The sequence below is a fragment of the Gilvibacter sediminis genome (assembly GCF_028561565.1).
GTDB lineage: Bacteria > Bacteroidota > Bacteroidia > Flavobacteriales > Flavobacteriaceae > Gilvibacter > Gilvibacter sediminis.
Genome location: NZ_JAQQTE010000001.1, coordinates 575,549 through 600,422 on the forward strand (window position 1 = coordinate 575,549; position 24,874 = coordinate 600,422).

The 24,874-nt window shown below is 37.4% G+C and carries 24 protein-coding genes; 10 read left to right on the forward strand and 14 right to left on the reverse strand.

From position 1 onward, the window contains the following. Nucleotides 1–36: 36 nt before the first annotated feature. From POW22_RS02610 to POW22_RS02655, 10 genes are all read right to left on the reverse strand, one after another. Complete coding sequence (locus tag POW22_RS02610) at nucleotides 37–621, reverse strand: JAB domain-containing protein (protein WP_272830988.1); 585 nt, start codon at nucleotides 619–621, stop codon at nucleotides 37–39. A gap of 64 nt (nucleotides 622–685) precedes the next feature. Beyond that, complete coding sequence (locus POW22_RS02615) at nucleotides 686–1,894, reverse strand: type IV secretory system conjugative DNA transfer family protein (protein ID WP_272830990.1); 1,209 nt, start codon at nucleotides 1,892–1,894, stop codon at nucleotides 686–688. A 40-nt stretch (nucleotides 1,895–1,934) separates the two neighbouring features. Beyond that, nucleotides 1,935–2,849, reverse strand: coding sequence for a tyrosine-type recombinase/integrase (locus POW22_RS02620; RefSeq protein ID WP_272830991.1), 915 nt, complete (start codon nucleotides 2,847–2,849; stop codon nucleotides 1,935–1,937). 399 nt (nucleotides 2,850–3,248) lie between these two features. Then, nucleotides 3,249–3,761 carry a hypothetical protein gene (locus POW22_RS02625; protein WP_272830992.1) on the reverse strand — a complete coding sequence of 171 codons (513 nt, stop codon included), beginning with the start codon at nucleotides 3,759–3,761 and terminating at the stop codon, nucleotides 3,249–3,251. A gap of 40 nt (nucleotides 3,762–3,801) precedes the next feature. Continuing rightward, the gene (locus POW22_RS02630) at nucleotides 3,802–4,245 is read right to left on the reverse strand and encodes a peptidase associated/transthyretin-like domain-containing protein (RefSeq protein ID WP_272830993.1); all 444 of its coding nucleotides are present in this window, start codon (nucleotides 4,243–4,245) and stop codon (nucleotides 3,802–3,804) included. 34 nt (nucleotides 4,246–4,279) lie between these two features. Beyond that, on the reverse strand, nucleotides 4,280–5,386 hold the full coding sequence (locus POW22_RS02635; RefSeq protein ID WP_272830994.1) for a hypothetical protein: 1,107 nt from the start codon (nucleotides 5,384–5,386) through the stop codon (nucleotides 4,280–4,282). Nucleotides 5,387–5,520: 134 nt separating this feature from the next. Further along, nucleotides 5,521–6,486 carry a tyrosine-type recombinase/integrase gene (locus POW22_RS02640; protein ID WP_272830995.1) on the reverse strand — a complete coding sequence of 322 codons (966 nt, stop codon included), beginning with the start codon at nucleotides 6,484–6,486 and terminating at the stop codon, nucleotides 5,521–5,523. Between the two features lie 459 nt (nucleotides 6,487–6,945). Further along, nucleotides 6,946–7,599 carry a hypothetical protein gene (locus tag POW22_RS02645; RefSeq protein WP_272830996.1) on the reverse strand — a complete coding sequence of 218 codons (654 nt, stop codon included), beginning with the start codon at nucleotides 7,597–7,599 and terminating at the stop codon, nucleotides 6,946–6,948. Beyond that, nucleotides 7,599–8,309 carry a hypothetical protein gene (locus POW22_RS02650; RefSeq protein WP_272830997.1) on the reverse strand — a complete coding sequence of 237 codons (711 nt, stop codon included), beginning with the start codon at nucleotides 8,307–8,309 and terminating at the stop codon, nucleotides 7,599–7,601. Before POW22_RS02650 ends, POW22_RS02645 begins: the two co-directional genes overlap by 1 nt. A gap of 2 nt (nucleotides 8,310–8,311) precedes the next feature. Beyond that, nucleotides 8,312–9,814: an ATP-binding protein gene (locus POW22_RS02655; protein ID WP_272830998.1), complete on the reverse strand. Its 1,503-nt coding sequence runs from the start codon at nucleotides 9,812–9,814 to the stop codon at nucleotides 8,312–8,314. 592 nt (nucleotides 9,815–10,406) lie between these two features. Here POW22_RS02655 and POW22_RS15430 point away from each other — a divergent pair. Both POW22_RS15430 and POW22_RS02660 read left to right on the forward strand, forming a co-directional pair. Continuing rightward, on the forward strand, nucleotides 10,407–10,757 hold the full coding sequence (locus tag POW22_RS15430; protein WP_419180990.1) for a helix-turn-helix domain-containing protein: 351 nt from the start codon (nucleotides 10,407–10,409) through the stop codon (nucleotides 10,755–10,757). After that, complete coding sequence (locus POW22_RS02660; protein WP_272831000.1) at nucleotides 10,741–11,244, forward strand: hypothetical protein; 504 nt, start codon at nucleotides 10,741–10,743, stop codon at nucleotides 11,242–11,244. The genes POW22_RS15430 and POW22_RS02660 overlap by 17 nt, the downstream gene beginning before the upstream one ends. 75 nt (nucleotides 11,245–11,319) lie before the next feature. Here POW22_RS02660 and POW22_RS02665 read toward each other — a convergent pair whose 3' ends face one another. After that, on the reverse strand, nucleotides 11,320–13,524 hold the full coding sequence (locus tag POW22_RS02665; protein ID WP_272831001.1) for a tetratricopeptide repeat protein: 2,205 nt from the start codon (nucleotides 13,522–13,524) through the stop codon (nucleotides 11,320–11,322). Between the two features lie 302 nt (nucleotides 13,525–13,826). Here POW22_RS02665 and POW22_RS02670 point away from each other — a divergent pair, with 302 nt between their 5' ends. The 7 genes from POW22_RS02670 to POW22_RS02700 all read left to right on the forward strand — a co-directional run bounded on the left by POW22_RS02670 (nucleotide 13,827) and on the right by POW22_RS02700 (nucleotide 19,092). Next, nucleotides 13,827–14,303 carry a hypothetical protein gene (locus POW22_RS02670; protein ID WP_272831002.1) on the forward strand — a complete coding sequence of 159 codons (477 nt, stop codon included), beginning with the start codon at nucleotides 13,827–13,829 and terminating at the stop codon, nucleotides 14,301–14,303. 94 nt (nucleotides 14,304–14,397) lie between these two features. Further along, on the forward strand, nucleotides 14,398–15,525 hold the full coding sequence (locus POW22_RS02675) for a hypothetical protein (protein WP_272831004.1): 1,128 nt from the start codon (nucleotides 14,398–14,400) through the stop codon (nucleotides 15,523–15,525). Then, nucleotides 15,522–16,229, forward strand: a complete 708-nt coding sequence (locus POW22_RS02680; protein ID WP_272831006.1) for a hypothetical protein — start codon at nucleotides 15,522–15,524, stop codon at nucleotides 16,227–16,229. Before POW22_RS02675 ends, POW22_RS02680 begins: the two co-directional genes overlap by 4 nt. A 169-nt stretch (nucleotides 16,230–16,398) precedes the next feature. Continuing rightward, nucleotides 16,399–17,841 (forward strand): type IV secretory system conjugative DNA transfer family protein, encoded by a 1,443-nt coding sequence (locus POW22_RS02685; RefSeq protein ID WP_272831008.1) that lies wholly within the window; start codon nucleotides 16,399–16,401, stop codon nucleotides 17,839–17,841. Between the two features lie 2 nt (nucleotides 17,842–17,843). Next, nucleotides 17,844–18,134 carry a hypothetical protein gene (locus POW22_RS02690; protein WP_272831010.1) on the forward strand — a complete coding sequence of 97 codons (291 nt, stop codon included), beginning with the start codon at nucleotides 17,844–17,846 and terminating at the stop codon, nucleotides 18,132–18,134. A 9-nt stretch (nucleotides 18,135–18,143) separates the two neighbouring features. Next, nucleotides 18,144–18,587, forward strand: a complete 444-nt coding sequence (locus POW22_RS02695; RefSeq protein WP_272831011.1) for a hypothetical protein — start codon at nucleotides 18,144–18,146, stop codon at nucleotides 18,585–18,587. A gap of 22 nt (nucleotides 18,588–18,609) precedes the next feature. After that, the gene (locus POW22_RS02700; protein WP_272831012.1) at nucleotides 18,610–19,092 is read left to right on the forward strand and encodes a relaxase/mobilization nuclease domain-containing protein; all 483 of its coding nucleotides are present in this window, start codon (nucleotides 18,610–18,612) and stop codon (nucleotides 19,090–19,092) included. A 517-nt stretch (nucleotides 19,093–19,609) separates the two neighbouring features. Here POW22_RS02700 and POW22_RS02705 read toward each other — a convergent pair. Further along, nucleotides 19,610–21,331, reverse strand: coding sequence for an FG-GAP-like repeat-containing protein (locus tag POW22_RS02705; protein ID WP_272831014.1), 1,722 nt, complete (start codon nucleotides 21,329–21,331; stop codon nucleotides 19,610–19,612). A gap of 111 nt (nucleotides 21,332–21,442) precedes the next feature. Here POW22_RS02705 and POW22_RS02710 point away from each other — a divergent pair, with 111 nt between their 5' ends. After that, nucleotides 21,443–21,691 carry a hypothetical protein gene (locus tag POW22_RS02710; RefSeq protein WP_272831015.1) on the forward strand — a complete coding sequence of 83 codons (249 nt, stop codon included), beginning with the start codon at nucleotides 21,443–21,445 and terminating at the stop codon, nucleotides 21,689–21,691. Nucleotides 21,692–21,729: 38 nt separating this feature from the next. On the opposite strand, the gene POW22_RS02715 is transcribed toward POW22_RS02710, so the two are convergent. Continuing rightward, complete coding sequence (locus POW22_RS02715) at nucleotides 21,730–23,262, reverse strand: argonaute/piwi family protein (RefSeq protein ID WP_272831016.1); 1,533 nt, start codon at nucleotides 23,260–23,262, stop codon at nucleotides 21,730–21,732. Continuing rightward, the gene (locus POW22_RS02720; protein WP_272831017.1) at nucleotides 23,259–24,641 is read right to left on the reverse strand and encodes a DUF4365 domain-containing protein; all 1,383 of its coding nucleotides are present in this window, start codon (nucleotides 24,639–24,641) and stop codon (nucleotides 23,259–23,261) included. The genes POW22_RS02715 and POW22_RS02720 overlap by 4 nt, the downstream gene beginning before the upstream one ends. Between the last annotated feature and the right edge of the window lie 233 nt (nucleotides 24,642–24,874).

Here is a 24,874-nt window from a genome sequence, read left to right on the forward strand (position 1 = left end):
TATAAAATAAAAGGAAGACGAGACCGTCTTCCTTATTTAGTTTTCCCAGCTTAAATAAGACTCTTTGGTAAGAATGATATGATCTAAAAAGCAAAAGTCTAATAACTTAGATCCTGCGATTACTTTTTTGGTTAAATCGCGATCGGCTTTGGAAAATTCTAGCTTGCCACTTGGATGGTTATGGCAAATAATTATTGCAGATGCATTAGTCAATAGAGCTAATTGCCAAATTTCTCTGATAAATACCTGAACTCCTGTTGACGTACCTATACCGATAGTGGCCATACCTAAAACCTTGTTCGCATTGTTCAAGAGCATAACCAAGAATGCTTCTTTATAATCAATAAAATCGTTGTCAATAAAAAAACGAAAGTGATCAGCAGCTTTTTGAGGTGAGTCAATTAAAGGCATCTTGTCAAAAATGGGACGCTTGTACCGTATACCAATTTCATAGGACTCTTGTTGCTCTCTGACCATCGGTAAGCTACGCACTGATCTTCTGTTCGCGTCCCTTTTATTGAGTTCTGAAACAGCATCCTTTTGTGGAATGCCGATCATATCAATGTTCTCTAGCTTTCTTTCGTTTTGCGCAGATTGTTCTGTTGATTTATGAGTACTCATGCTATTAATTTTTTATGTTCTCTCACATGATAGCAGAGGTGGATATGTCGTAAAAGCACCGCAATCAGAAGTACTCTTTGTACACTATGGAGGTAGCGGTGAAAGGCAGGCACGGTTGACCATGAATCATCATGCGAACGATCATGTGGTATTTTGGCATGAGAACAAAGTCTTCATAAGTAAATGGCTTGTAATATCGAGCCATCTCTCGTGATAGGAATAAACCATCTTCGGCCGAGGTTCTCATGATAATGAGATTGCCAACGTTTGAAAAAACAGTCTGTTTGACACTGGGTTCAAGCGATGAAAGACTTTGAAACGCCATACATACTTGAATACCTGCTTTCCTCAGTTCTTCGAGAATAGAAACAATCCCGGTATTTGAATTCGATGCGTAATTCTGGGCTTCATCAATGTATATGGTGATAGGTATTCTTTGGTCTGTAGGTGTGTTTAAACGAGCGAATCCAGCTAGCATGATTCCCGTAATAAATAGGTTTCCAATAAGCTCTGAAGCCCCGCCTATCGCACCCTTGTTGTTATTCACAAACACCAACTTGGATTCATTAATCGCCTTTAAGATTGAAAGAGAATTTTCGTTATAAACAAGTAGATTTTTTAGCTGTGGATAGGCGAGAAACTGAAACAGTTTATAAATAGGAACAAAATCGAATTTCGGAGTATAGAGTTTAAACTGTTTGGTGAAGAAGTGCTTTACCTCTTTGTTCTTGATGTGCTTCGAGATGTCACTCCTAAAATCTTTGTCTTGCAGTAGCCTTAAAACATCCTGAAAAGTGAATGCTCCCGGAGATTCTAAGAGCGCCATGATGGAATTAAATAAAATGTATCCCATCTTGTCACCAAATGACTTTTTCTCCACCAATCGTTCTAAGATCTCCACCATTCCGCTGGCTACCAGTGCGCGCTTGGACTCTGAGACTTTGCGAAGGGGATTGTATCCAATTCCATTAACCTCTATGTCGGTCAAATCAACATCAATAACATCGCCCTGTCTTTGGGTGGGAACGAAGTTCTTGATAGATTCGACCAGTGATCCGTGTGGGTCAATGACGATACACCCCCATCCATTCTCAAGATCATTAATGATAAAGGATTTTAGGATGTTACTTTTACCAGACCCCGTTTTTGAGATGATTGCGGTATGGTACTGAGTATCTTCTGGAGTTCGGATTCCAAAGACCTTGTGATGTTCTTTGGTTCTGAAATTGGTCTTGGCGAAGTACTTAATCTTTTTAGGATCTCGATCATGCATGAGCTCAAGTTTAGCTCAACGATAATCTCCTGCATAACACCTAAAAATCCCACCTCGCATTTTCGCTGTTCGCAAGTGGATGTTTAGACATTTGCTCTTTCAGGTGCTCGTCGGAAGCAAAGAGATAGATGGCTGTTGTTTTTATGTCACTATGCCCCATCATTTTTGAGAGGCTGTAGATATCACAGCCACCTTCGAGCATGAGTCTCGCAAAGGAGTGTCTCAATTTGTGGAGGCTAAAGTTAATTCCGCTCTCTTTTTTGAGTCGATCCACCATATTTTTGAGTCCATAGATCGTAAATCCAGTGTTTCGCTTTGCACTAGTGAATAGCTCTGGACAGGTTTTCCGAAGTTTATGACGCTCCTCTAAATAGCGTCTAAGTTTTGATATTAAGCTTGGGTGAAGGGGGATGAATCGGTCTTTGTTTCCTTTACCTCTTCGAATCAAAAGTACCTTACGATCAAAATCTAAATCAGTGTAGTGTAGGTTAACAAGTTCGCTTCGCCGAACGCCAGTAAACAGAAAGGTTGCAAAGATGGCTTCGTTACGTCGGCGAATAAAGTTTGAAGGGTAGGGGTAGTTGGCAACGAACTCGAGCAGCCGATTAATCTCTGCCTTTTTTAAGCACTTAGGGAGTTGCCTCGGAAGTTTAGGGAGTTCTATACCAAGAACTGGGTTTTCTGAGATCAACCCTCGCTGCATGCAGTATCTGAAAAACACCTTCAGGCGCATAAAGTGCGTTCTGAAGGTCGCTGCACTCCAGTTTCTCTTCACCCGACCCATGTAAAAATAGTGCCTGGTGTTTTCAGGAGTTACTTGGTCAATGGATGATAAATTGAGATCCCGAAAGAGTTGGGAAATAGAACATTTTGCCGTTTGTGCTGAAGCTGGTGAACAGCCTTTGAAGTGAATTTCGTGTTCACAAAATTCATGGATTAAGTTTGAAATAGTCATAGTAATTGGATGACCTTCAACAACATTTTTGAGCCTCCCCACTGTTTGGATGGAATCACCTGCAGATGGATTTTCATGAAATCCCCTTATTTTTTCGGGTAATTTGGGAGTAGGGCTCGAAGAAAAAAATTATCAGTGACGCGCTCTAACCACCTGAGCTACACGCGCAGTAAATTGGCTTATCCTGTAAGGGTTTTAGCCGAATTTAGCGAAAAATGGGGTGTGAAAGTTTGGACCACATCACCATTTAAGTATTTAAAGTTTTGATGTCGAAGTAAGTATTAAAAAGTCGAATAAAAGCTTAGTTGCACAGGTTGTAAATATCTCATTGATGCCTGTGCTTAAGGATAAGTCTAACACACTATTTTAATTTTGAAAGCTCTTTCTTAGGTAAAAGATTTAGGAGTCGTTATCCGTTTTGGATTTAGCATCACTTTTAACAAATTCAGAAAATTTCTTCTGAAGCCAAGCAAATACTTCTAATGTGAACACTCCACCAATAAGGGCTAGACTATAAAACACCTTGTTGTTACCAGACTTGAATTTGAAATCAGGTAATACTTCAGAAACAACTATAGTCAGAAGTCCAACGCAGGTTCCTAGAACAAGGATTGGGTAAAGGTTTAATTCCTCAATTTCGGGGCTCTTTTTTAGCCAAAAGATTAAGACACGAATAATCGAACCTAATAGACCAAAAGCCATAAGAGTTAGGATATAACTGAAAGTGCTTCCGGGATTGTGGTATATTGGATAGAAAAAAATTAAATTTTCATATTCATCAGTTGCTTCTTGATAAAGGATATTATCAGAGATTGTGTTGCCAACTTCAACTAATTGTGCAGGCTTTGTCTGAGCCTGTTCAAATTTTTCATCAATAAGAATACTTGCAATGCCACCAATTACCAAGTACAAGGATATTAATAAGCTTATCGTTATGATAATTATATTACCTCTACCCATTACTTAATCTGTATTTTTCATCTTCATCGTGAACTTCTTGTTCTTGGAGCTTACTTTTCTTCTTATCACAGTGTTTGGGTTCTGTGTGAGAGGTGCAACACCAATATCGTGATGTAATCCCGTCTGGAGATAAAACAAGGGTATGATACTCAGTTCTCCCAGGATTAAAAATTTCATTTGAAAATCCTGAAAATGATATTTCAAGTGTTGAGTCTAAATGAATGGTAATTTCAAAAAAACCATCAAAATCAGTCTGAGTGCCAACAGGTGACACTGTCAGTAATGATCCATCCGCAAATTTTTCAATTATGTTTACTGTGGGCAAGGGCTGACCAGTTTCGTCAACCAATTGCCCTGTAATTGTTTTGAATTCTTGACCAAATGCCGAAAGACTCAAAAAAAGGCAAAGCCATAAAGGGAGCAATGAATGCTTCATATTAGGATAAAATTTTTGAAAGAGATATCCTAACTTACAACTTAAGAAGTTCGGTTTGAATATTCTTCTTATAAGCCTCTAAAAGCTTTTGAACACTTTTGTATTCTTGTGAATTCTCGTCTAACTCATTCAATTTTTTAGAAAGTTCATTTGCCTTTTCTCGATACTTTAGGTCATTGTAAAGTTCTAAGGCTTCTTGAATTACTTCAATGGTTTGACCCTGAGCATCAGTGCCATAAAACTTTTCTAAAATAGAGGCCGAGGCGATAGTTGGGGTGAATGATTTCAAATCGGCTCTTTCCCTTCCATCAAGACTGATGAGGATATAAGGAGCGTCCCCTCCGTAAGATTTTTTTGATGTTTTATGGACCAATCTCATTTCTGTGGCACCACCGAAATGTACTTCCTGAGGAATGTAATCTTTAAACTCATATGAATGTCTCGGATCAATGATTGCAATGTGTCTCGATTTTGCTACAATTTGTCCAGGACTATCCAATCTAATATCTAAGTCACCTCTGAAGTATGGTTTTGACTCAAATAGTGCTTTACCCAATTTACCAATCATTCCGCTGATAAGGCTTCCTGCTAATAGGACTGAAGAGGCAGGAGCAAATACCGGAATACCTCCAGCTTTTGATAACAGACCCGCAATATTCCCAAAAGTTTCTTCATTGAAGGTGTCCGCTACTAAACTGAAAGAACATAAAATTGTGCCCATATCAAGAGCAGGAGTGTAATAGACAATCGGAGAACCTTGATTTCTTGCACTAGGTTCGTAATATGTATTATCCTCAATGCGTTTAACTATTTGATTTATTGCCTTAGGCGCCTCATTATGTGTAATAACAGACTTCACACTAGAAACAACCAGGAGATCCTTTTTACCCAAAAATTTATTGGGAGCATCACCAGTATATACAGTTAAAATCTCAATACTTAACGGTTTGCCAATTTCGATTGGTTTAAAATCTGGGCGTTCAAATTCTTGAGCCTTAATTTCTCCATGATCAACCGTTAGATGAAAATCAGTGCCTTCTGTAACTGCCTTATTGAAAGCTTCTAATTCACCCGTTAGTGTTTTTCTTTTAGCTTCATCTTCGAAAACAGGAACATCTCCCACATAATAAATTAGTGCCATAGCTAGACAAATTTTAGTTAATTAAAACTTTCTTAGGGAGATAATCTAATAAGATCAGAAAGCGGTTTTAGCTCGGACGAGCCTGATTGTCAAGGTATAAAAAAAATTAAATTAATCCTAACTGGCTATTTTTCTCATAGTAGATTAATGTATTTAAGTGCGTCTCTTGTCTGAATTGATCTTAAATATCGTTCAGTCATTCGAAGTGAAGTATGACCCAGAAGCTTCATAATCGTTGTTGGGTCGGCTCCAGCTTTAGCCATATTGCAGCTAAAGGTGTGGCGAAAGCGATGTAAATGGAATGATACTCCGGAGAGTTTTTCGTATTTGGATACCCAATGCTTCAATCCATGCTGAGTAAAGGCAGTTCCTCGCTTGCAAGATACAATCAAAGAAGGGTGGTAAATTTCTTGCTTAGAGCGAATATTTAAGTAGCCTTCCAAGGTTTGTCTTAGTTTAAAATTAATTGGGATGTATCTTGAATATTTGGACTTTGAAGTTTCTTTATTGATAAAAATTGAGTTTTGTTCTAGGTCAATGTCTTGAACTTTAAGTCCAAGTAGTTCACCTCTTCGAATACCTGTGAATATTAGTAGATTGAGAATGGTTAAATCTCGAATTTTCTGCCAAGTATCTTTACTGTTCTTCATGGTAATTGCTGCTATAATTTTGGAGATCTCATCTTGAGTTAGAGACTTTAGGTCCCGGTATTCTGGAGCACGCGGCTTAGGTACAACAGATGAAATACTTCTATTCTCAATGAATTTGTTTTTTTCAAGCCAATTGAAAAAAACCATAAGCTTTCGGTAATAGGTATCGAGTGTAGAAGGTTTGATGCCAATTTTCATCACACTTCCAACCATACGCTGTCGCTGAGAAACACGCGTAAAAAATTGCACAACATTTTGGGCACTGAGATCTTCTAAAGTTGCTACTTCAGGCATGTATTTACAGAAGGTATTGAAAACCTCCGTGTATCCTTTGATGGTTTGTGGGCTGAGTCGCTTTAAATATTGGCACTCCTCAATGAACTTTTTAAAGGTAATCTTGAGTTCGTTGGTTTCTTGTGTAAATGGATTGATGCATGGTTGAATAGTCATAATTCCATACTAGGGCATATAAAAGAATCGTGATAACACCACCACCTGATGTGGTGAGTGGCAGTGGTATCACTTGAAGAATTATCGATTATTAATAGATTTTCATCTTTTTCAACAATCTGTAATAAATCTTTACAAAAACCGCTGTGATACCGGTTGATGCACCAGGAGTCCAATACGTTAAGTCTGTTTCTGTTGAAAACACTTTAATACCCCATAGCACACCTGAAAATAAACCAAACAACACGATGATTATAATCGAAAAGTTGAGGTGCCTACGAATTACTTTCTGATTTTCAGAATTGGCAGGGGAGTTGTGAAGATTGTAATATTCTCTTAATTGACTCTCCGACATTTCGTTTCCGTCCGACAGTGTGTTCCATGAGAAAAAACGAAACTTCGATGATTTAATTGAAAACCAAATCAAAGCCAATAGTTGAACAGCGATTAACAATAATATTATAAGTTCCATTTTTTTCTTTTGTTTATTAAAACGATAGAGTATCCGTTATTTTGAAAACCACAGACTAATTGATATTTAAGAGTCAATAAGTCCATTTGATCGTTTCGCTTATCGGCTTCAATCATTGCCTCTTTGATTTTATCTATCATCGCGTTTTTCTCAGTTACTATTGAATTACGGAGTCCAACTAAATCATACTTTGACGATATATTTTGAGCTACAGCGCAGAAGTATTCCTTAATGAACCTTGAGATTAATGGATGTTGAATTGAAAACCCTAATTCACTGTTGTATGAAACCATGTTAGGAGTGTAGAAGTTAAAGATGTTCCAATAAACCGCGTAGTAACCCTTACATGAAAATAAATAGACAATTTCATCATTAGTCTCTGGCATAAAGCTACGCCACCATCGAGGAGAATTGATTCGATTATCAATGAACCTCTGTTTTCCTGTTGTTGCATTTTTATAAGCATGACAAATCAAAATTGAACTATCACGACAAACGCATTCTGTACGATTTATATCTTTAGGATTTCGAATTAGACTACAAGCCTTAATCAATGTAATTAACCGCTTAATTACCACGTTATCCAGATCCTCTTCTAACGAGTAGTATACTTCGCCCTTTTTTTTCTTAAACCAACCCATTATTTGAATCTTCTTAAGAAGTTATTGTGCATTATCATTCCATGAATGTAGGTTTCAATAAAAGCCCTGCCGACTTCACTGTCAGGTGTGTTTATTTCCTTCCTTAATTCATTATAGGAATAATCCTTTCCATCAAAATTATAGCCACCTTTTGTTTTTGAGAGTATTTCTAATTCTTGATCAATAAGTCGAATAATATCATCTCGTTTAGGCCCCTCATTGATCAATATTTTAGGAGATTCTTTACTATTAATTGATTCCAAGCCGCTTTGTTTACCCTTAAAATAAGGCTCCATTAAATCTTGAATATCTAAGAGCACTTGATCCAGACCAGAGCTTTTATCAAAAATGGATCCATTGAATTCATTTATTTTATCCTTTAGCTGGAAATGTCCCCCTTCTCCGGTGTAAATAAACAAGTGGTAAACATGTTCAGGAAATATTCTTACAATGTAATTTAACAAATCAATCCCGTGTCTTTCCATACTAAAATCAGCGATCAAAATGGCTTCCTGATATTTCTGGCACGCTGCTTCATACTTTACTTGGTCTTGAAAAAAGAATACATTGTCAATCAAGTAATCTAATTCCTTTAGACCTGATACATCGTCTTTCATAGTTTCTATTTCTCTTTTTTTGTCGTCGATGACAAGAATTGGAAATCCGAAAACTATTTTTCCTTTGCTCTGGTTTGAAACTGCTTTGCTCATTGTCAAATTCTTGGAATTAGTATTGTTACTTTAAAACCCCTGTTTTTCCTGCGATCAGGGTTGGTCATAATTGAGTTTACCGCAGGAGATTCGAAAAAGATATATCCATTGAAATGATCTATCATCTTTGATATTATAAATAATCCATATCCACGCCCATCTCCTTTTTCAGAATATCCTAATTCAGAGATTAGTGTTAAATCCTTAGATGTGCCTATTCCGTCGTCTTCAAATTCAATGCGGACAAATTTTTTACTTTCGTCCTTTGGAGAAATTCTGTGTGTTTGTTCTTGATTAAATTGCTCACCGGTAACTACTCGAGTTTTAACATAGATTATAAAACTTTTTGATTTTGTGCGCCAAGTAGCTTCTTCGGCATTTCTAATGATATTGTCAAAAATTTGGAACAATCCTACCTCGTAGAAGCGCACATAACAGTTATTGGCATATGATGCCTTAATCGTGTACTTATTTCTAGGGTGATCCCTTTTATGCCATAAAAGTGAAAGCTCTATAATTCTATTAACATTTACTGTTTTGACGTTATTCGACTCTATTTTGCTTGTAAAATCAGTAAGATTCAATTCATCGATGTGCTGTATATCGATGGAATTTTTGAATATGGTATTACTCGCTTCTTGAATAAGGCGTATTCGCTGGAGCATGATGGCTAAATTTTCTAGCTTTTTGACTACTGAAGCACGATTGAACTCTGAATCCTTATTGCTTTTATCTATAGCTGGAATTATGCGCTTACTTACTTCGTTGTAAGACAACTTTATTAATGGTGTGGATTCATGAAGACTTAGACCTAGAATTTTCTCATAAACTGAAATTTGAAGTTTCCGGTTAACATTTAGTATTATGAGGCGGTAAAGCCATAGTGCAATTAATATCTTGGCCAATGCACTTAGAATCCAACCTATAGTTGTGACTGTAGCGGCTTCAAAAAGGATGTCTTTTGTAAGTGAAAAGAACTGTAATGAGGAGTAAGTTCCAAATCCAAGATATATCAACGTGTTGAATCTTGATTTAAGCGTCCCTTTTAAATAGTAATAACCTAAATAACCAATACAAAAAGCTCTTATTAGCCTAAACAAAATATCGACTATTAGGAACTTTCTAAATAGAATTTCAATAATTACCAGAATTGCTAGTAGAAAACAATATGCCAAGGTTAGTTTACCTTTAGTAACACCCCACTTATTCTGATATTCCTTAAATTTTCCGAAAGCCCTTGCCGAGTACAAAAGGAACAGACCACACATGACTAGATCCAATTCTTGAATCAAAACGCCAAAATGATCGTCAGAAATAACCCTCGAAAAATCAAATATACTCTGTAAAAGTATTAATATGACTATGAGTGAATTGACCCCCCATCCTAGGGCTACCTTACTAGAATCAATCTTTCCATCAATCTTTGAAAATTCACGTGTAAGATAAAAAAGTAGGCCTATAACCGGAATTTGAATACCGAGGAATACCAAAAGGAGTTCAGACATAAAACTAAATCGATAAAACTCCTGATATACAGGAGTTTAATTAGCAGTGCTTACAATCGAATGCACTAAAAGAACGATTTGGCAAGCAATGATGAGCGTGATAACTAGTACGTCCGCAACCTCCATTACTGTATCTCTTTTATGTTTCATGTCTTAATAGGTTTTAAATACTATATCATAATTTTGATCGGTATGAAATAGTTGTATTCCTACGTCATTAGACGTTTGAAATTACTTAAAAATCTTATATCTAATTCTTAAGTAATTCACAAAGACATTAAAAAAATTGCCAAATCAACTGGGGAGAATTCAAATATATCTTTTTTTTTGGATTTTCAAAAAAGGGATTAATCTTCAAGACTAATAAAATATTGGACCACACTCTATAACAACATCTCTACCTATTAAAAGACAATGAAATAGTCAAGAAGCATTAATTATAAAATGAATGCTCTCGCATTCATTGCTTTTGATATCCTATTTATCCACTTGTGATCCACAGTATTAACTTGCCAATCGGTGGTATGCATAAATTCTATCAAGCCCTATAATACATAAAGCACCAGTTCTAACCCCTGGTGCTCCATGTTATATGACAAACAAAACTTCAAAACTGGCTGAGCTCAGAACTCAAGCCGGTATTTCATTACACGATCTTGCATACTTGATTAAGATAAGCCCAGGACATCTTCAAAGAATCGAAGACGGTCATAGCGAACCTTCGGTAAGGGTTGTTTCAGTTTATCATATGCTCTTCAGAGCACCTTTTGAGATAATGCTGACAGATCTGTATGCGCATCTGTTCGCACAGCTCTTGGAGCAAAGCCAAGGGCTTATCGCCGATTTAAAAAAGCGGCAATCTCCAAAGAGCACTTATAGAATAGAATCTTTGCAAAAAATTGTCAATTCATTAAACCAGACAGATTATGAGTTTGTCAACTAGGGTGGTGCCTACCAAGGTGGTAAGTATTTATCCCTATACCCGAGGATTTGCCTATGCGGTAATGGATTCTCCGGTAAACTTGATTGAGTTCCGGCTTTTTGAATTAAAGAAATTGGATGTAAACCGAATTGTACTTCTTGTACTCGAAATTGTTGAGAAGCATCAACCTGTAACGGTAGTTCTAGAAGATACCAATTCGAAGTATTGCAGAAAAGGTGCTCGAACGAAGCAGTTGATTCGCGCAATTGCATTAGCGGTGAAGAAGAAATCTGTGGAGATCGATTTTATCTCAAGGGATAAAGTAAGACAGATTTTTCGAAGATGGAACGCCAAAAACAAATATGAAATTGCGGAAGTTCTGATCAGAAATATTTATCAGCTTGGTGCCATTAAAATGGAAAAACCAAAATATCCAGGAAGAGAGCCTAATGTGGAGGCGGTGTTTTCGGCTGTGTCATTTGCAATAGTCAATTTCTTTAGCAACTAACTTATATATTGAATTTTTGATTATTGATTTTAAATAAATCTATTTGGTCTGTTAGGAGGCAGAATGAGTACATGTTCAGTTATTCCAAGTCATTACTTCATACCTTCCGGTTTGCCTATTGAAGTACTGAACACTATCCAAATTGAACACTTTGAGCGTCTCTTCTCCAACCTTAAGGGCACTTTGATCATAAAAATAATCTTTAAGCTGTTCAATAGTACGAATTCTTAAACTGATGTTGTTTGGAAAAAGATCGAACAATATTTCGTATTCTGCTAAAGCGTTATCTACTTCTTGTTTTCTTAAAAAGATAGCAGATTTCCAGAAATACGCATCTACATGGCGGGGATAGTGTTTTATTTCTAAGTTTAAGTGCTCTATCGCAGAATCATAAAGCTCCATCGATAAGTAAGAGTCGCCTATACTGAAATTTACATTTGGAGTGAGTGAGTCTAGCTTAAAAGCTTTTTGGAAATAATGAAGAGCTTTATTGTGGTCATTCATAGCACTGTATTGAGTGCCAATATTGTGATAAATAAACGAACAATCTTTGCAAAATGATATTGCTAACTTCAAAGTTTTAACCGCTTCTTCAAAGTCTTTATGAATGTTTTGATATCTACTTTTTACATTAAGCAATCGAGCTTTGTCGATATCTTTAGATGCAATATCAATAACCTCATCCATGGTTTTAAGAGCAGAATTGTAATTTTTTTCTATGAAGTAGTTATAACGTGCAATACCCATGTATGCATCGATAAAACCTGGATCAACTTTTTTAGCTTCGCTAAAGTAGTGTAGCGCCTCACTATTATTTAATCTAATTAAAAAGTCACCAATTAATTGATAAGATCGAGATAGGTTGAATTCGTCCAAAGAAAAATCAAGAAGTGAATAGGCATTTTCTAATCCTAAATCTAAATTTCCTTTTAGTCCATAAACTAAAGAACGCAACTTTATATAATCGAATTTATCAACTCCGATGTCTGATATTAAATCTAAATAGTCTTCAGCCTGTTCTGCATCTCCTTGCTTCAAACTTATTGACGCTGAATGAAGATAAATAACATATTCTATGTCTTCTAAAAGTACGCCTCGTGAAAAATCGTTGAACGATACCGTTTCATATTGACTTTGAACACCATCCATATCATAATCGGAGAATTCTTTAAATCGTCTTGAAACGAAGTTTACTCTGACCTGTGCATTGTTTGTGGTGGATTCAGAGTCTAACTCTTTGGTAGTTCCATAGATTAGATGATCTGCGCCATATTCGGTCATCACCCTTCTGTAGTAAGATTGTTCATCACCATCTTGGCTGTTTTTATCATAAATGAAATTGTGACAATAATGTATATCAAGGTTTAGGCTGTCAATATTGTTTAAATAATTTAATCGCTCCTCAATTTCAGCACCAATATCCATGAATTTTCCTTCAATTGCAACGCGTCTTTCCAAAGGAATTATTAGTACTTTAAATTTATCGGTGTCTTCTATATTGAATGTACAACTCTCTACAATAGATTCATTTGTTACATCCTCGGTTTGGTTAACTGGAATTTGTTGATCAATAACAGAGTGTTTCAATAGACGAACAGACAAAAAAACTAACAATATCATTAAAGTAATTACCCGAATAACGGGCCAAAATCTGTTGGTAAGTGTATTACCCCATTTTCTACGGTGTGTATTATTAGAAAAGGTGTTCTTTTGGTTGTCTAATAATTTAGCATTGGCTTCGCCAACATTAATCTCAGGCGTATTCATCTTATTTTCTACAATACAAAAGTTCCAATTCTCATCTAGATTGATATCATATTGATTAAAGGGCTCTGCTAGCTCATTCTTTATATGATTTATCTTGGAGATAAACTGGTTAAATACCTCCCTGTCTTTTGCTTTATGGTTGCGAATGGTTATCAGATCAAAAAAGTCCTTTAAGTTTTGAATTGTATGCCTTTCTTTGAAATCATGTTTTTTATCCTTCTTGTAGAAAAAGAAGCATAAAAATGTGATTAATACTCGAACAGTAAACTCGATTTCATCTTTTTCAGGAAGCTCAATGTTTCTATAAATATTATCTGCTGATGTAAATGATAATTCAAATTTTTGATCGCTTTTGCTGTCCCTTATTTGTTCTAATAATTGATCGGCAGCATCTCGGCATATAATTCCAACTTTACGATCTAGATTTCGATTGGTTGGTAGAATTGTCCTAAAAAACTTCGTTTTGTTCGACACAACGAACTTGGTGTGCCGTTCTTCTTTTTGACTCGCCATATAATAAAAGTAGCGAATTTTCAACTTCCATAACTACCTCCGAAACTTCCATAACTACTTCCGAAACTTCCATAACTACTTCCTAATTATTGCTTTACAGTATTCCTAACTATGCAATGTCGAAAGCAAAAACCACCCCGAAGGGTGGGTCGCCAACGACGTCAAAACAACACTTTGACATCTTGACTTATTCAATTGAGAACTCGACCTCTCAATCGAATCTATAGGATTCTATCAATTCAGATATAATCCGTCAAGACTTCAAAGTGGTCTTAAATGAAACTCATTTTAAAACCACTGAGATGAAAAATCTTCAAAACTTAGAGAGCCGTTGTTCATTAACAACAAAAAAGATTTACCAACTTCTTCTCAAGGCCAACCGGCTAATTCATTGCCCAATCCATCGTGAGGCGGGCAACGAAATCATCTCCCAAATTGAGGCCATGGCAATTAATCCTGAAGAACGCCTCTTTTGTTATTACCTCAGCTCACGTTACTTCTATCTCTCATATATGGAGAATGAGGACTTGGAATTTCTGGAATATGCGCATGATTTCCTAAATGATCTAGTTCAGTTTGCATTTGACAACGGGATAAAAGTTACAAACCGAATGCACTTTATGCGTGCGCGCGTAAAACATATTCTGTCCAAGTCTGTTTGGGAGGAAGAACGTGTTGAATGGCTTGTCATAAAAGCTAACAAGATCGTTACTCATATTCTTAAAAAGGACCCGTATAACGAAGAATACCTTGAGCTTCAACGACAACTTGCGGCATAAGTTGGTACCAAGAGAATTATTGGTTCCGAATTCACTCATCCCAAATTCAATATTAAGAGATTCCAGTGTTATACTTAAATCAAATCATTCAACGATGAAAACAAAAATCAACTCTTACAAAGACGACTTCACAAGGCTCGTCGATTCAGAACTATCGGAACATATTGTCCAGCGAGACATTTCTCATCGAAAGAAACACCAAGGCACTGCCCAAAAACTGAGTACTCTGGACTATAGATCGCTACCGGAGACGGCCAAGATCTTAGACTATATTGGTGGTATTACTGCAGATTACCAATTAGATGTAGACCATGTCGACGCTCGATTGAGCGGTGGACTCCAGAAGGTAAAAGGGCAATCGCATGTAGAGGACTCCAAAGAAGCAATGGCGGATGTGGACAAAAAGATCAACAAAATCAATCAGGAGCTGGCACCATTGGTTGGTAAACTGGATGAGCAAGCAAAGAAATATGAACCCGCAATCCGAAAGTTTAATTGGTTTATCGCACCTATGATCATATTTATCTCGGGATTAGAACTGCTAGCTAATTTCCAGATTTTCTCTCTATTGGGGGGCGGATTGATCTCAAATATCGCTACCGCTGTCCTAACAGTAGTCTTTGTTCATTGGTATGGGTATTTCTCGCCATCAAAAGTTAAGAATTACGGAAAAGGAGATCCTAGAAGAGAACTACTCATTTTTCTTGGATTCTGCGCGCCTTTATTTGTCTTGTTCTGGCAACTTAGCAGTATGCGAATAAGGTATTTAATTCAGCTCAATCCCAAATTAGATGGAGTATTGGTAGCTAGTCCACTTGTCTTTGTCATTATAAATATGCTGGCGTTCATCATTATTTATTGGCTAGTTGCATACTATCTTCAGCCTAAAGAGGTTGTGAATCGGTACAAAAATTACAAAAGAGACCGTAAGGCAATTGTAAAGCTAGAGGTTAAGAAAAAGGAATTTCAGGAACAGCGAAATAGAATTGCCCCAGAACTTCGGGGAAAGCTTACCGATCGGTACAATGTTTTACTCTTAGGAAAGCAAAAAGAGCGAGAAATTCAAACCCGCATGAGAACCTGCTTTGAGGAGTTCAAATCAGAACTTTTCTTAAAGACCAATGGAGCCTGCGCAAAGTTATTTACCGGTGACATTGAAAAGGACCTGCCGCAGCTGCGGCTCAACTACCAAGATGTTCAACCACAAATTCAGGCATCATGAAGTATATATTATCACTTTTATTGGTGGCAACTCTTTGCGGTTGTATCCAGAATACTGAGAAGCCTGCGATTGCAATTACAATCCTAGCAGATAGGACCGATACTATTATTCCTCCTCCTCAACCAGGTATGGTAAAAGAGATTGTAGAAAGGAATTCTGATAAAAATGCTCGAGTTGTATTTAGGTTCCAGAACATTGGAAACACAGACTATAATTCGACCTATGTTATACGATCAGACGGACACTCTTTATTAGACAATGAACTTATTGCTCAAGCTGAGCAGCAAGAATTCTACGAGCAGATCGATTCGCTCATTATAAAGGAGAATGGTAAGCAGTTTACGTATAATACCAGTAGCATTTTTGTGCCACTCGCTCATCAATTGCGAACTATTAAAAACGAGACTGCCAAACAAAAGGTTATTGTCCTTTTCAGCGACTTGGGCGAGATTTCTGACATCTACAATATACTGATCGCTAAAAATCGTAGCAGGATACTGGAAGATCCTCAAGTCGTGGCCGTGGAGATAAGACGACAATTAAACATAGTAGATCTGTCGGGAGTACAGTTATACATCGTGAACTTTCCAAAAACTAGAGAACAGAATAGAATTTTTAGTGCGATGTGTGCTGTCTTACAGGAAGTATTCAACGACTCCGGCCTTGAAATTCATATTGGCATGGATCAACAATTAAGTTTTTAGCCATGTCTAAGGAAATCGGAAGAGTGTTAATGGCGGCCATCAGACAATTGTTGGAGGCCTTATGGAAGCTCCTTCTTTTGTTCATTCATATAGCTGCGAAAGCAATTGAACTCACGGCTTCCTTGGTGTCTCGGTTAACTGCAAATTTGTTGAATTAGATTCTTAAAAAATGAAACTGCTATTAGAAATAATTGAACAAGCCTTCTTCGGTGGAAGCGAATTTCTCGGGGGTGGAGTCGACGAACTATTCAAAAAGAAATCCAAGCTATTAGAAGCAAAGTTCGGAAATGAATATGAACTTCTGTCACGCTATAATCAAGGATTTGCTCTCGGGACGAAGCGGTTTACAACATTACAGAGCAGGCAGAACCTTTTGCTATTTGCAGCCTCAGGAGTTGGTAAAACGTCAGTCTGTCTTATTCCGAGCGCTATATCTGTTTGTACATCGAAATTGGGAGCGAGTATGATCATTAATGATCCATCAGGAGAATTGTCAGTTCTTGTTTACCTACTACTTAAAAACGGATATACAGTTTTAAAATTCGATCCAAATGATCCTAAAAAATCAATTTACTACAATCCACTGACTCGAATAAAGAACAAATCAGATATTCAGAAGATAGCTAGAATGTTGGTTAAAAAATCAACTAAAGAACTGGATTTTTGGGCCGTAAAGGCAATAGAATTAATTGCTTTAATCATTGAATTTTTGATTGATCATGCGCCTAAAGTGAATCAGAACCTGGCTAATGTCTATTATTTACTTCAAAACCTCGCAGGCAATGAAGATGTAATAAATGGCTTGTTCATCGAAAAGGCCACCGAGCAACAATGGATAGCCTTTAAAAGCGTAATCGCCAATAGTCCAAATACGAAAGCGTCTATAGTGAGTAGCGCCTTGAGTAATTTGTCTTGGTTGGGGTCAGACCCAGTTCTGTGTGACCTTACTAGCGTAGATACCTTCAATGTATCTCACATGCGAATTGAAAAGACAGTACTCTTTTTAAACTGTCCGTTAAATGATATGGAACATTATTCGGTTTTATTGGGTCTTTTCTTTGAGCAGGTATTTACTGAGGTGTTTAGTTCGCTCCCACAGGAAGAGGACAAGGACATTTACCTGCTGATTGATGAACTTTCCACGATTCCGCTACCTAATTTGGCAAGTGTCATATCGAATGCTCGGAAATTCAAAATGCCCATTTTGGGGGTTTTACAATCCGAAAATCAATTATATGAGAATTACGGTCAATACAATGCAAAAACGATAATAAACAACGCCTGCAGGGTCTATATGACTGGACTTACCGATGAATGTGAACGCCTTGAAAAGACCTTGGGAACATTCCAATACTATGAGGATAAGGATAAAAAGGTGGTCCGCAGCCGACCATTGATGACTTCAGATGAGATTCGTACTATGCCTCAAAATCGAGTGATAGTTCTGCCTAACGGAGGAATGCGACCATTGTTTGTAAAAGTGAAGCCATACTATAAGATCCCTAAATATCTGCGTTTTTTAAAAACCGAGGCTCCAGAAGATTATATGCCGCTGCAGTCTGCTGACTACAAAGTTCAGTATTTGTCATTGGAAAAATATAAAAACCAGTAGCTATGAAAAACAGAACACATTTTGACCCTGGGAAGATTTTATTCTTTGTTGAACAGATTCTGGAGGCATCATTAATATCTCTAGAGAACTATGCGGATAAAGCCCTCTTGAATAGTGGAAAAAACAAATCTCTATCTAAAGAGAAGTATCTAGAACATCTGCCGGACTACGATAATCGTTTTGACCCAAGCGACACGATCATAGATCAATCTGTATTAATCTCAAAACGATCTAAAGAGTTAGAACGAATCAGAGATGAAAACGATCAAGAGTTAGATCTTGAGACTGAATAGGTCACCGATATGGGCAAATTATACAAAAGCGTCCACGATTATTTAGACGAGGTCTTTGCTGACTTCGACCCTACGGATCAAGAAATTGCAGAGGCCAAAAGGACCTATTGGAGGGAGTATAACCGCCGCCTAATCGCTTGTCGCCGAAATAAATACAAGGAGTTTGTCGTTAGGCTTGATAAGCAGACTCTAGCCCTAGTGCGATCTAATATGCCTAATGAGAAATCAGTAACTCAGTTTTTGCAAAAGTTAATAGTTCAAATATTGACCAAGTCTAAGCATGTGTCTTCTCCAATAGACACAGCTTTAATTGAGCAGCAACTTTTTTTAATAATTGAAGATTTAAAGGAGTTGATTGAAGATGAAGCAAAAAATGAAAAGGTGGAACATTTAATAAGTCGCATTACGAGTTGCCTGACTGCAATAGAATACACTTTTGATTATAAAGAGTAAAACATATAAACGGACGTCTGCTTTGGAGCCCATCTTTGAGTATCTGCTCAGAGACCCCGAAAAGGATGGCGGTTTTGTAATTACCAAGTTTGTTAAAGGAAGTGATCGCAGCCCAAAATCTTTAGCGAAACAATTCGAACGCAACGAGACCTATCGTAAGATTAAGCGAAAGAACAATGTTGTTCTGTACATGGACATCCTGTCATTCCATCAATCCGATGGATACATTTCAAACGAAATACTCCAACGCATTACTAAAAAATATTTATCTCTTCGTGCCCCTTTATCAATAGCGTTGGCCACCGTTCATCGTCATGAAAAATCACACACTCATCTTCACATTTGCTATGGAATTGAGTATAGAACTGGAATATCAGTAAGAATTTCGAAGAACAACTTTCAGAACAAGATCAAGCTTCCTATGGAGCAGTTTCAGCGTGAACAGTTTCCAGAACTCAAGTACTCCGAGATCGATCATACCAATTCGAAAAAAAAAGAGCAGTAGTCAAAGATGTTGAGGCCCAGATGGAACTCCGGGGAGTAATTTCGAATAAGCAAATTCTTAGTGCCATTTTGGAAGAAACTTTTTTGAATGCTTCGTCAAAACAGGATTTTTATTTACGACTTAAGCAGAAAAACTTAGAGTTGTACAGCCGTGGAGGTCAGTTTGTTGGCATAAGCTTGAACCGGAGGTTTAGATTTAAAACTCTAGGATATACTGATGAACTATTGAGAGAGCTGGACAAATCACACAACAAAACCAATCGTTTAACGCAACTCCAAAAACTAAAGGAAAATCATAAAAGACATTTGCCCAACCGGGAACGTTAACCATTGTCTTTTATGCGGCCTGTCCTAAGTCGAAAGCAAACTGCGTAAGCAATCTTTTAGGACAGGCGGGCTCAAAATAACTCAAGTCGCTACGCTTTTAAGACATTTTGAGGCAGGATTGCATTGTGACCGTCACAAGCTCCATATCACAATGCGATCCTGCTAGGGAGACCCTAGAACCCCAGAACGTATTATTGCTTCACAATGCGTTTGAAGACGAAATTCTCGTTTGTTGTAATTTTTAAATTATAGATTCCTGAAGAGACAGAACTAAGGTCGATAGAGGTTGTACTCGATGTGAGGACTTTACGACCAGAAATATCATAAACTTCGAGTTCAATAACTGGGAAAGAAGATGGTAGTTGGACTTTAATAATCCCATTTGTCGGATTCGGCCAAATAACTGCATTATCCAAGCTAAATCTATTAATGGAAAGCACACAATTCTCGGAACTATCGTAAGGGTCCGTTCCACAATCAAACTCTTCACCGTTGGTTGAATCATCACCATCACAGTTAGCTGCTCGCCAAATTGGATTTGTTCCGTCATACCCAGTTGTGCCAGGACCGAAGTTTGGGTCGCAGGGATCTGCAGGATCACTACCGGTGAAATACTCGTCCAGGTCTAAAATTCCATCACCATCGTAGTCTCCTACATCGCAGGCGTCACCAATACCGTCTCCATCAACATCATTCTGATCTGGGTTTGGATCTAGTTCACAATTGTCAAGGTCATTGGGGATGCCGTCATTGTCGATGTCGTTGATTAGGTTGCGGTGCCAAGTGATTGTGGTATTAGTTTCAGACAAAGAGATAATGTCGGTAAAGCCATCTTGATCGAGGTCGGCTAGGGCAAAAATAGTAGCCAGTGGACTGGTAAAAACTTCGTCATACTCTGTAAATACACCAGACCCGGTATCATCGTTCAGTGCGATAAGAATGTCTTCCGCGGAGAAGCTTGAGTAAACAAGATCCGGATATGTGTCATTATTAAGGTCTGTTGATTCAATTTGAGCTTGATTGAATGCGCCTCCTATAGTTTGTTCTAAAGTGACGCTCTCGTCGCCATTATTGCTGTACCACCTTACAAAGTCTCCAGGGGCAGAGGTTACTGCGATGTCTATGAGGTTGTCATTGTTAAAGTCGTTCATGGTAAGGCCATTGAAGAATAAATCACCATCTACAAGAATTTCCGTGCCACCGGTGGTGCTTCCTCCTGTGCCATCACCTTCGATCCAGGTTACATGACGTTGAAATGTTGGAGTTGCTACGGTTACGATCAGGTCAAGTATTCCATCATCGTTTATATCTCCAGGCTTAATATTACTTGGATCACCACTCAGAAAGGCAATGGTCTGAATTGGAGCGTAAGAACCGTCTCCCAGATTTTTGTACCAATGCACTCGTGCAAGGAAATCTGGTTCTCCTAGTATAATGTCTTTTAAACCATCCTGATCCCAATCAATGATTTCTAATATGGATGGAAAGTCACCCAACACAGGTGTGTCCACTGGAGTTCCAGAGTCAAAGTTACCTGTTCCGTCTCCTAGGTATTGCGTGATCATTTCTGAACTGTTTTCCACGATCACAACATCTAGGTTTCCGTCTGCGTCTGCGTGCGTGAGTTTTGCACCTAACGTTTCGAATGAACCGATAGATCGAATGGTTTGAATGGGTTCAAAAGTTTGATCTCCATTATTTTCAAGCCAGCCTACAGCATAATTACCACCACCGATATTTAGGGTTACTAATAGATCTAGGTCGTCATCATTGTCAATATCTCCTATGTCAAGGCTAATGGCACCGTTGGTACCTGGATTGTTAAATAATTGATCGTTGCCAAAAGTTACGGATTGGGCAATTGTAGTTCCAGAGATTAAGAGAGCTAGAAAAGTGTTACCGAGCGTATTCATTTGTAGGGTCTTTAGATATTAAATTTACAAATAATGTTTATAAATGTGGTAAAATATATGTTGTAATTTAAAATATCTTCAAACATCATCTTTGTTTTAAAGACAACAGTGATGGCAATTAAAAACTCCCCAGAGAGCAATGGGCTAGATCCTAGGATAATGGCTATATCAAAAAAGCTAAAACAAATGCGTATTGAAGCAGGTTATACTTCATATGAAAACTTTGCCGTTGATAAAGGCCTACAACGCATGCAGTATTGGAGAATGGAGAAGGGGAGTAATTTTACGTTTACGAGTTTCCTAAAGATTCTTGACGCCCACAAAATAAGCCTTGCTGATTTTTTTCGGGATTTTAAATAGTGCTGTGTTTAGTTCATTAAGCACAGTTTAATCCATAGCTACATGTAGTAGTAATACTTATTTGGTGGGTTATCTATATCTTCAGGCAGATACTGAATGATTTCACCCACTTTCTGAGAAAATTGTAAGGTAATTGGGAATGAGTCGCAGTAATGCGCATTGTTAAAGTTCATCTTTGTAAGCGCGAAAATCTCTTTACATATTTCCTTAATTGGCGTATCACCAATGTTTTCAATTCGAAGCGGAGCCGGAATGAATGGTCCCGGGTAGGTATTGTAATATGGTATAAACCCTGACGTATAAAGAACAGCTTTTTCTTCACTAATTTTTATGAAGGTTCCTCGCAAAACTGGGTAATTTCCAGTTCTCAGCACCCGAATTTTAGTTGGTTTTACTGTAACTAAATCATAATCTGCATCTGGGCCAAGTGTACGCTCAATTCCCTCAACTAAACCACCAAGCTCATCATAATCAGGATGAACGTAGGAATCCCAAAAATCACTGGTTTTGTGAATCACAACACGCTTAGGAGTATGTTTGTTAATCTTCTTATATTGTTCAAGAACATTCGAAATAAGCTCACGGGCATAACCACGGTTTAAATGTGGGGTTGCCACTCTGGTTTTATAGGTATTCCATTCAAACTGTTTACCAGTAAAGACAAGACCTTTCCCATCTTTGTTGAATGCCTGAGCGATGCTCGAGCGCATATGGTTATCGTCTACCTCGTTAACTCTGTGAAAGCTAATACCAAGGTAGCAAGTATCAGGGTCAATATCCTTGATCGTCCAGGGAGTGCAGTTGGCCGTCTTATAATATTGGGCAACACAATAATTCCACGCTACCATTGAGGTATCCTGCATACTCTCCTTCTTCTCAGTAATCGTCTGTTCTAGTATTAGTTGAACCGGAATATTTTTATCCAATGATAATACTTCAGCCTTTAGAAAACGTCTGAAATTGATCCATGTGTTGTCAACCTTAACCGTAGATAACTCCTCATAAACTTGCTTACTTATAACCATAACAACTATATCAGGAATTACTGAAACGTTATCCTCTGTGATCTCCTGATATGCATTTTTGTAGAGATCAACTACCGACATTACTTTTTCCGATTTCTGAGTTTCGGACGAAAGTATCTCCAGTATATCCCGTTCTTTTATTACAAAGTCATTATCTGGATCGTTGAGAAACTTACATTTGAAGCAGCTTTCCTCATTAAAACCAGGAAAGTCTGGGTTGAGCTTTTTATTAACTCCTTCGTAAACAATCTCCTCGTCTTCTTCAGACTCATCGAACAGGGTTTCTTCACTGTCTTTTCTAGAACCGGATAAGCTATTGAGTTTGAATTTGGCAGTTGACTCAATCGGTGATGAAAATTTATCAATCATTTCTTTGTACAGACTTATCTCTTTCTTCGTACCAACAATGGAATAGTGAATCTCCGAACGATGTGTATTATTCGATAAAGAAAAAAAACCGGTTGCAGCAATACCTTTCTTCGGATCATCACATAAAAAATCATTGGCAAACTCAAGTAACGGCTCGTCTAATATTTCTACCCTCATATCTCGTCGAATAATGTTGTTTGACCTGTATTTTCGATCTCCTTGATTTGAGAGGCTGAGCGAGATTCAACAATGCTAAATGGAGCTCGAATAGTCTCAAATCCAAGAATCTGAAGTTTATTTTTTTGGTTCTCGTAAAAAAGTTCCAAATGCCCACGAGAAATGAAATTACGAAGGAAGTATATATGGTTTAAGAACTGTGTATTTCTCTCGCTTTGCTTTAATCGATTTGTGAGTTTAGTAATTCTTTTCTTATCAAACAGCGGGACACTTCCATCTTCAGTATATAAATACTTTGGGTCAATAATGACATACAATTTGCCTTCGATCCATTCGAAGTGAACTTCAAAAGCCAAATGTTTATAGAATGATGTAGACTCATAATAGGTATATTTAGAAACCACCATTCTTGCATCTTTCCTACCAGATTTGCCCTTTGAGACTTCTTTCCGATACACATCGGTTACCGCATTTTCCCTTACTTTGGACTCACGCGGGTGATCATTCACTTTGGCAAAGTAGTATCGTTTAAAATGTTTGTCAAAGTAAATTTGCTTGTGTCGTAGCTGACTACGTAGGTATTTATTTACAATTCGAACCACAGTGTTTCTTGCGACCTGTCCAGATTTTACAAACTCCTCCATCTTAATCTTAGTCACGTCCAGAGATTCGAGAATATTCTCACGAAGGGTTTTGTTGTATCGCTCAAGTCGGTCTAAATAATATAAATTATTTGATTCAAGACTGAACTCTGGAGTAGGATATAGATCATGCTCTTTTATAACCCTAAAGATGTCATGTGGGTCTGTGAACTTACTTTGATATTTGTAAATTAAGGGTGGAAGGGAAACTTCAAAAAAGTTGAAGTGTAGATTCTCGCCTTTACCATAGTTGATGCGACTAATAAATTCTTGACCAGTTACTTCAGCAATATTTGGTTTACCTGTCAACAGATCTTTTTGTTTATCAAACAAAATCCTATGGGTTTTTCGATTCTTTAAGACTTGGCCTTTCTCTATTTTTTTTGCGTAGAGTACTTTTTCATTCTCAAAGTACACAACTAAGATTACTGGGAGGGAATGATTTTCCCAATACTTCATGTCATTTCTGTTGGCTAAGAACTCAAATGAGCTGCAGGTTTCTTTAGCTATATAGCTCTTCATTTTGGTAGATTTTAACTGCACCTTCATAACTTTAGAAGTTGCTTCAATCTTACCCGCCTTAGTTATCTCTGTTATTTCAATTTCCCCATCGACTCCGTAATCATGTTTGGTCTCTTCGCGCCATAAAATAACGGGACTGTGATCTACACAGTATTTGGCAAAGGCGATTACTCCTTTTTCCGCCGTAATGTGACTAGGGCTGACAAACTTACTCATGTTAGAATATTCGTTTACTCAATGAGACTAGAATAAGTCGCCTCACTGACCGCAAATGGGGAAAGTCAAATATAACGATAAGTTCACACTAATAATAGACTGAATAGATTTGCCAATTAAGCAAGAATAAGATTGGATTATTAATGAATAATCTAATTATTAGGAACCTCTAGAATTGAAATAGCACATTTTCGTTAAATGTTTTTTTAATTCAAGAACACATTTAAAAAGTA

Coding starts and splice junctions, on each gene's coding strand:
- POW22_RS02680 (WP_272831006.1), top strand. CDS start 15,522: ATGAAGTATATATTATCACTTTTATTGGTGGCAACTCTTTGCGGTTGT.
- POW22_RS02630 (WP_272830993.1), bottom strand. CDS start 4,245: ATGAAGCATTCATTGCTCCCTTTATGGCTTTGCCTTTTTTTGAGTCTT.
- POW22_RS02690 (WP_272831010.1), top strand. CDS start 17,844: ATGAAAAACAGAACACATTTTGACCCTGGGAAGATTTTATTCTTTGTT.
- POW22_RS02635 (WP_272830994.1), bottom strand. CDS start 5,386: ATGGCACTAATTTATTATGTGGGAGATGTTCCTGTTTTCGAAGATGAA.
- POW22_RS02660 (WP_272831000.1), top strand. CDS start 10,741: ATGAGTTTGTCAACTAGGGTGGTGCCTACCAAGGTGGTAAGTATTTAT.
- POW22_RS02650 (WP_272830997.1), bottom strand. CDS start 8,309: ATGAGCAAAGCAGTTTCAAACCAGAGCAAAGGAAAAATAGTTTTCGGA.
- POW22_RS02655 (WP_272830998.1), bottom strand. CDS start 9,814: ATGTCTGAACTCCTTTTGGTATTCCTCGGTATTCAAATTCCGGTTATA.
- POW22_RS02695 (WP_272831011.1), top strand. CDS start 18,144: ATGGGCAAATTATACAAAAGCGTCCACGATTATTTAGACGAGGTCTTT.
- POW22_RS02705 (WP_272831014.1), bottom strand. CDS start 21,331: ATGAATACGCTCGGTAACACTTTTCTAGCTCTCTTAATCTCTGGAACT.
- POW22_RS02670 (WP_272831002.1), top strand. CDS start 13,827: ATGAAAAATCTTCAAAACTTAGAGAGCCGTTGTTCATTAACAACAAAA.
- POW22_RS02610 (WP_272830988.1), bottom strand. CDS start 621: ATGAGTACTCATAAATCAACAGAACAATCTGCGCAAAACGAAAGAAAG.
- POW22_RS02615 (WP_272830990.1), bottom strand. CDS start 1,894: ATGCATGATCGAGATCCTAAAAAGATTAAGTACTTCGCCAAGACCAAT.
- POW22_RS02710 (WP_272831015.1), top strand. CDS start 21,443: ATGGCAATTAAAAACTCCCCAGAGAGCAATGGGCTAGATCCTAGGATA.
- POW22_RS02715 (WP_272831016.1), bottom strand. CDS start 23,262: ATGAGGGTAGAAATATTAGACGAGCCGTTACTTGAGTTTGCCAATGAT.
- POW22_RS02720 (WP_272831017.1), bottom strand. CDS start 24,641: ATGAGTAAGTTTGTCAGCCCTAGTCACATTACGGCGGAAAAAGGAGTA.
- POW22_RS02640 (WP_272830995.1), bottom strand. CDS start 6,486: ATGACTATTCAACCATGCATCAATCCATTTACACAAGAAACCAACGAA.
- POW22_RS15430 (WP_419180990.1), top strand. CDS start 10,407: ATGACAAACAAAACTTCAAAACTGGCTGAGCTCAGAACTCAAGCCGGT.
- POW22_RS02665 (WP_272831001.1), bottom strand. CDS start 13,524: ATGGCGAGTCAAAAAGAAGAACGGCACACCAAGTTCGTTGTGTCGAAC.
- POW22_RS02675 (WP_272831004.1), top strand. CDS start 14,398: ATGAAAACAAAAATCAACTCTTACAAAGACGACTTCACAAGGCTCGTC.
- POW22_RS02620 (WP_272830991.1), bottom strand. CDS start 2,849: ATGACTATTTCAAACTTAATCCATGAATTTTGTGAACACGAAATTCAC.
- POW22_RS02685 (WP_272831008.1), top strand. CDS start 16,399: ATGAAACTGCTATTAGAAATAATTGAACAAGCCTTCTTCGGTGGAAGC.
- POW22_RS02645 (WP_272830996.1), bottom strand. CDS start 7,599: ATGGGTTGGTTTAAGAAAAAAAAGGGCGAAGTATACTACTCGTTAGAA.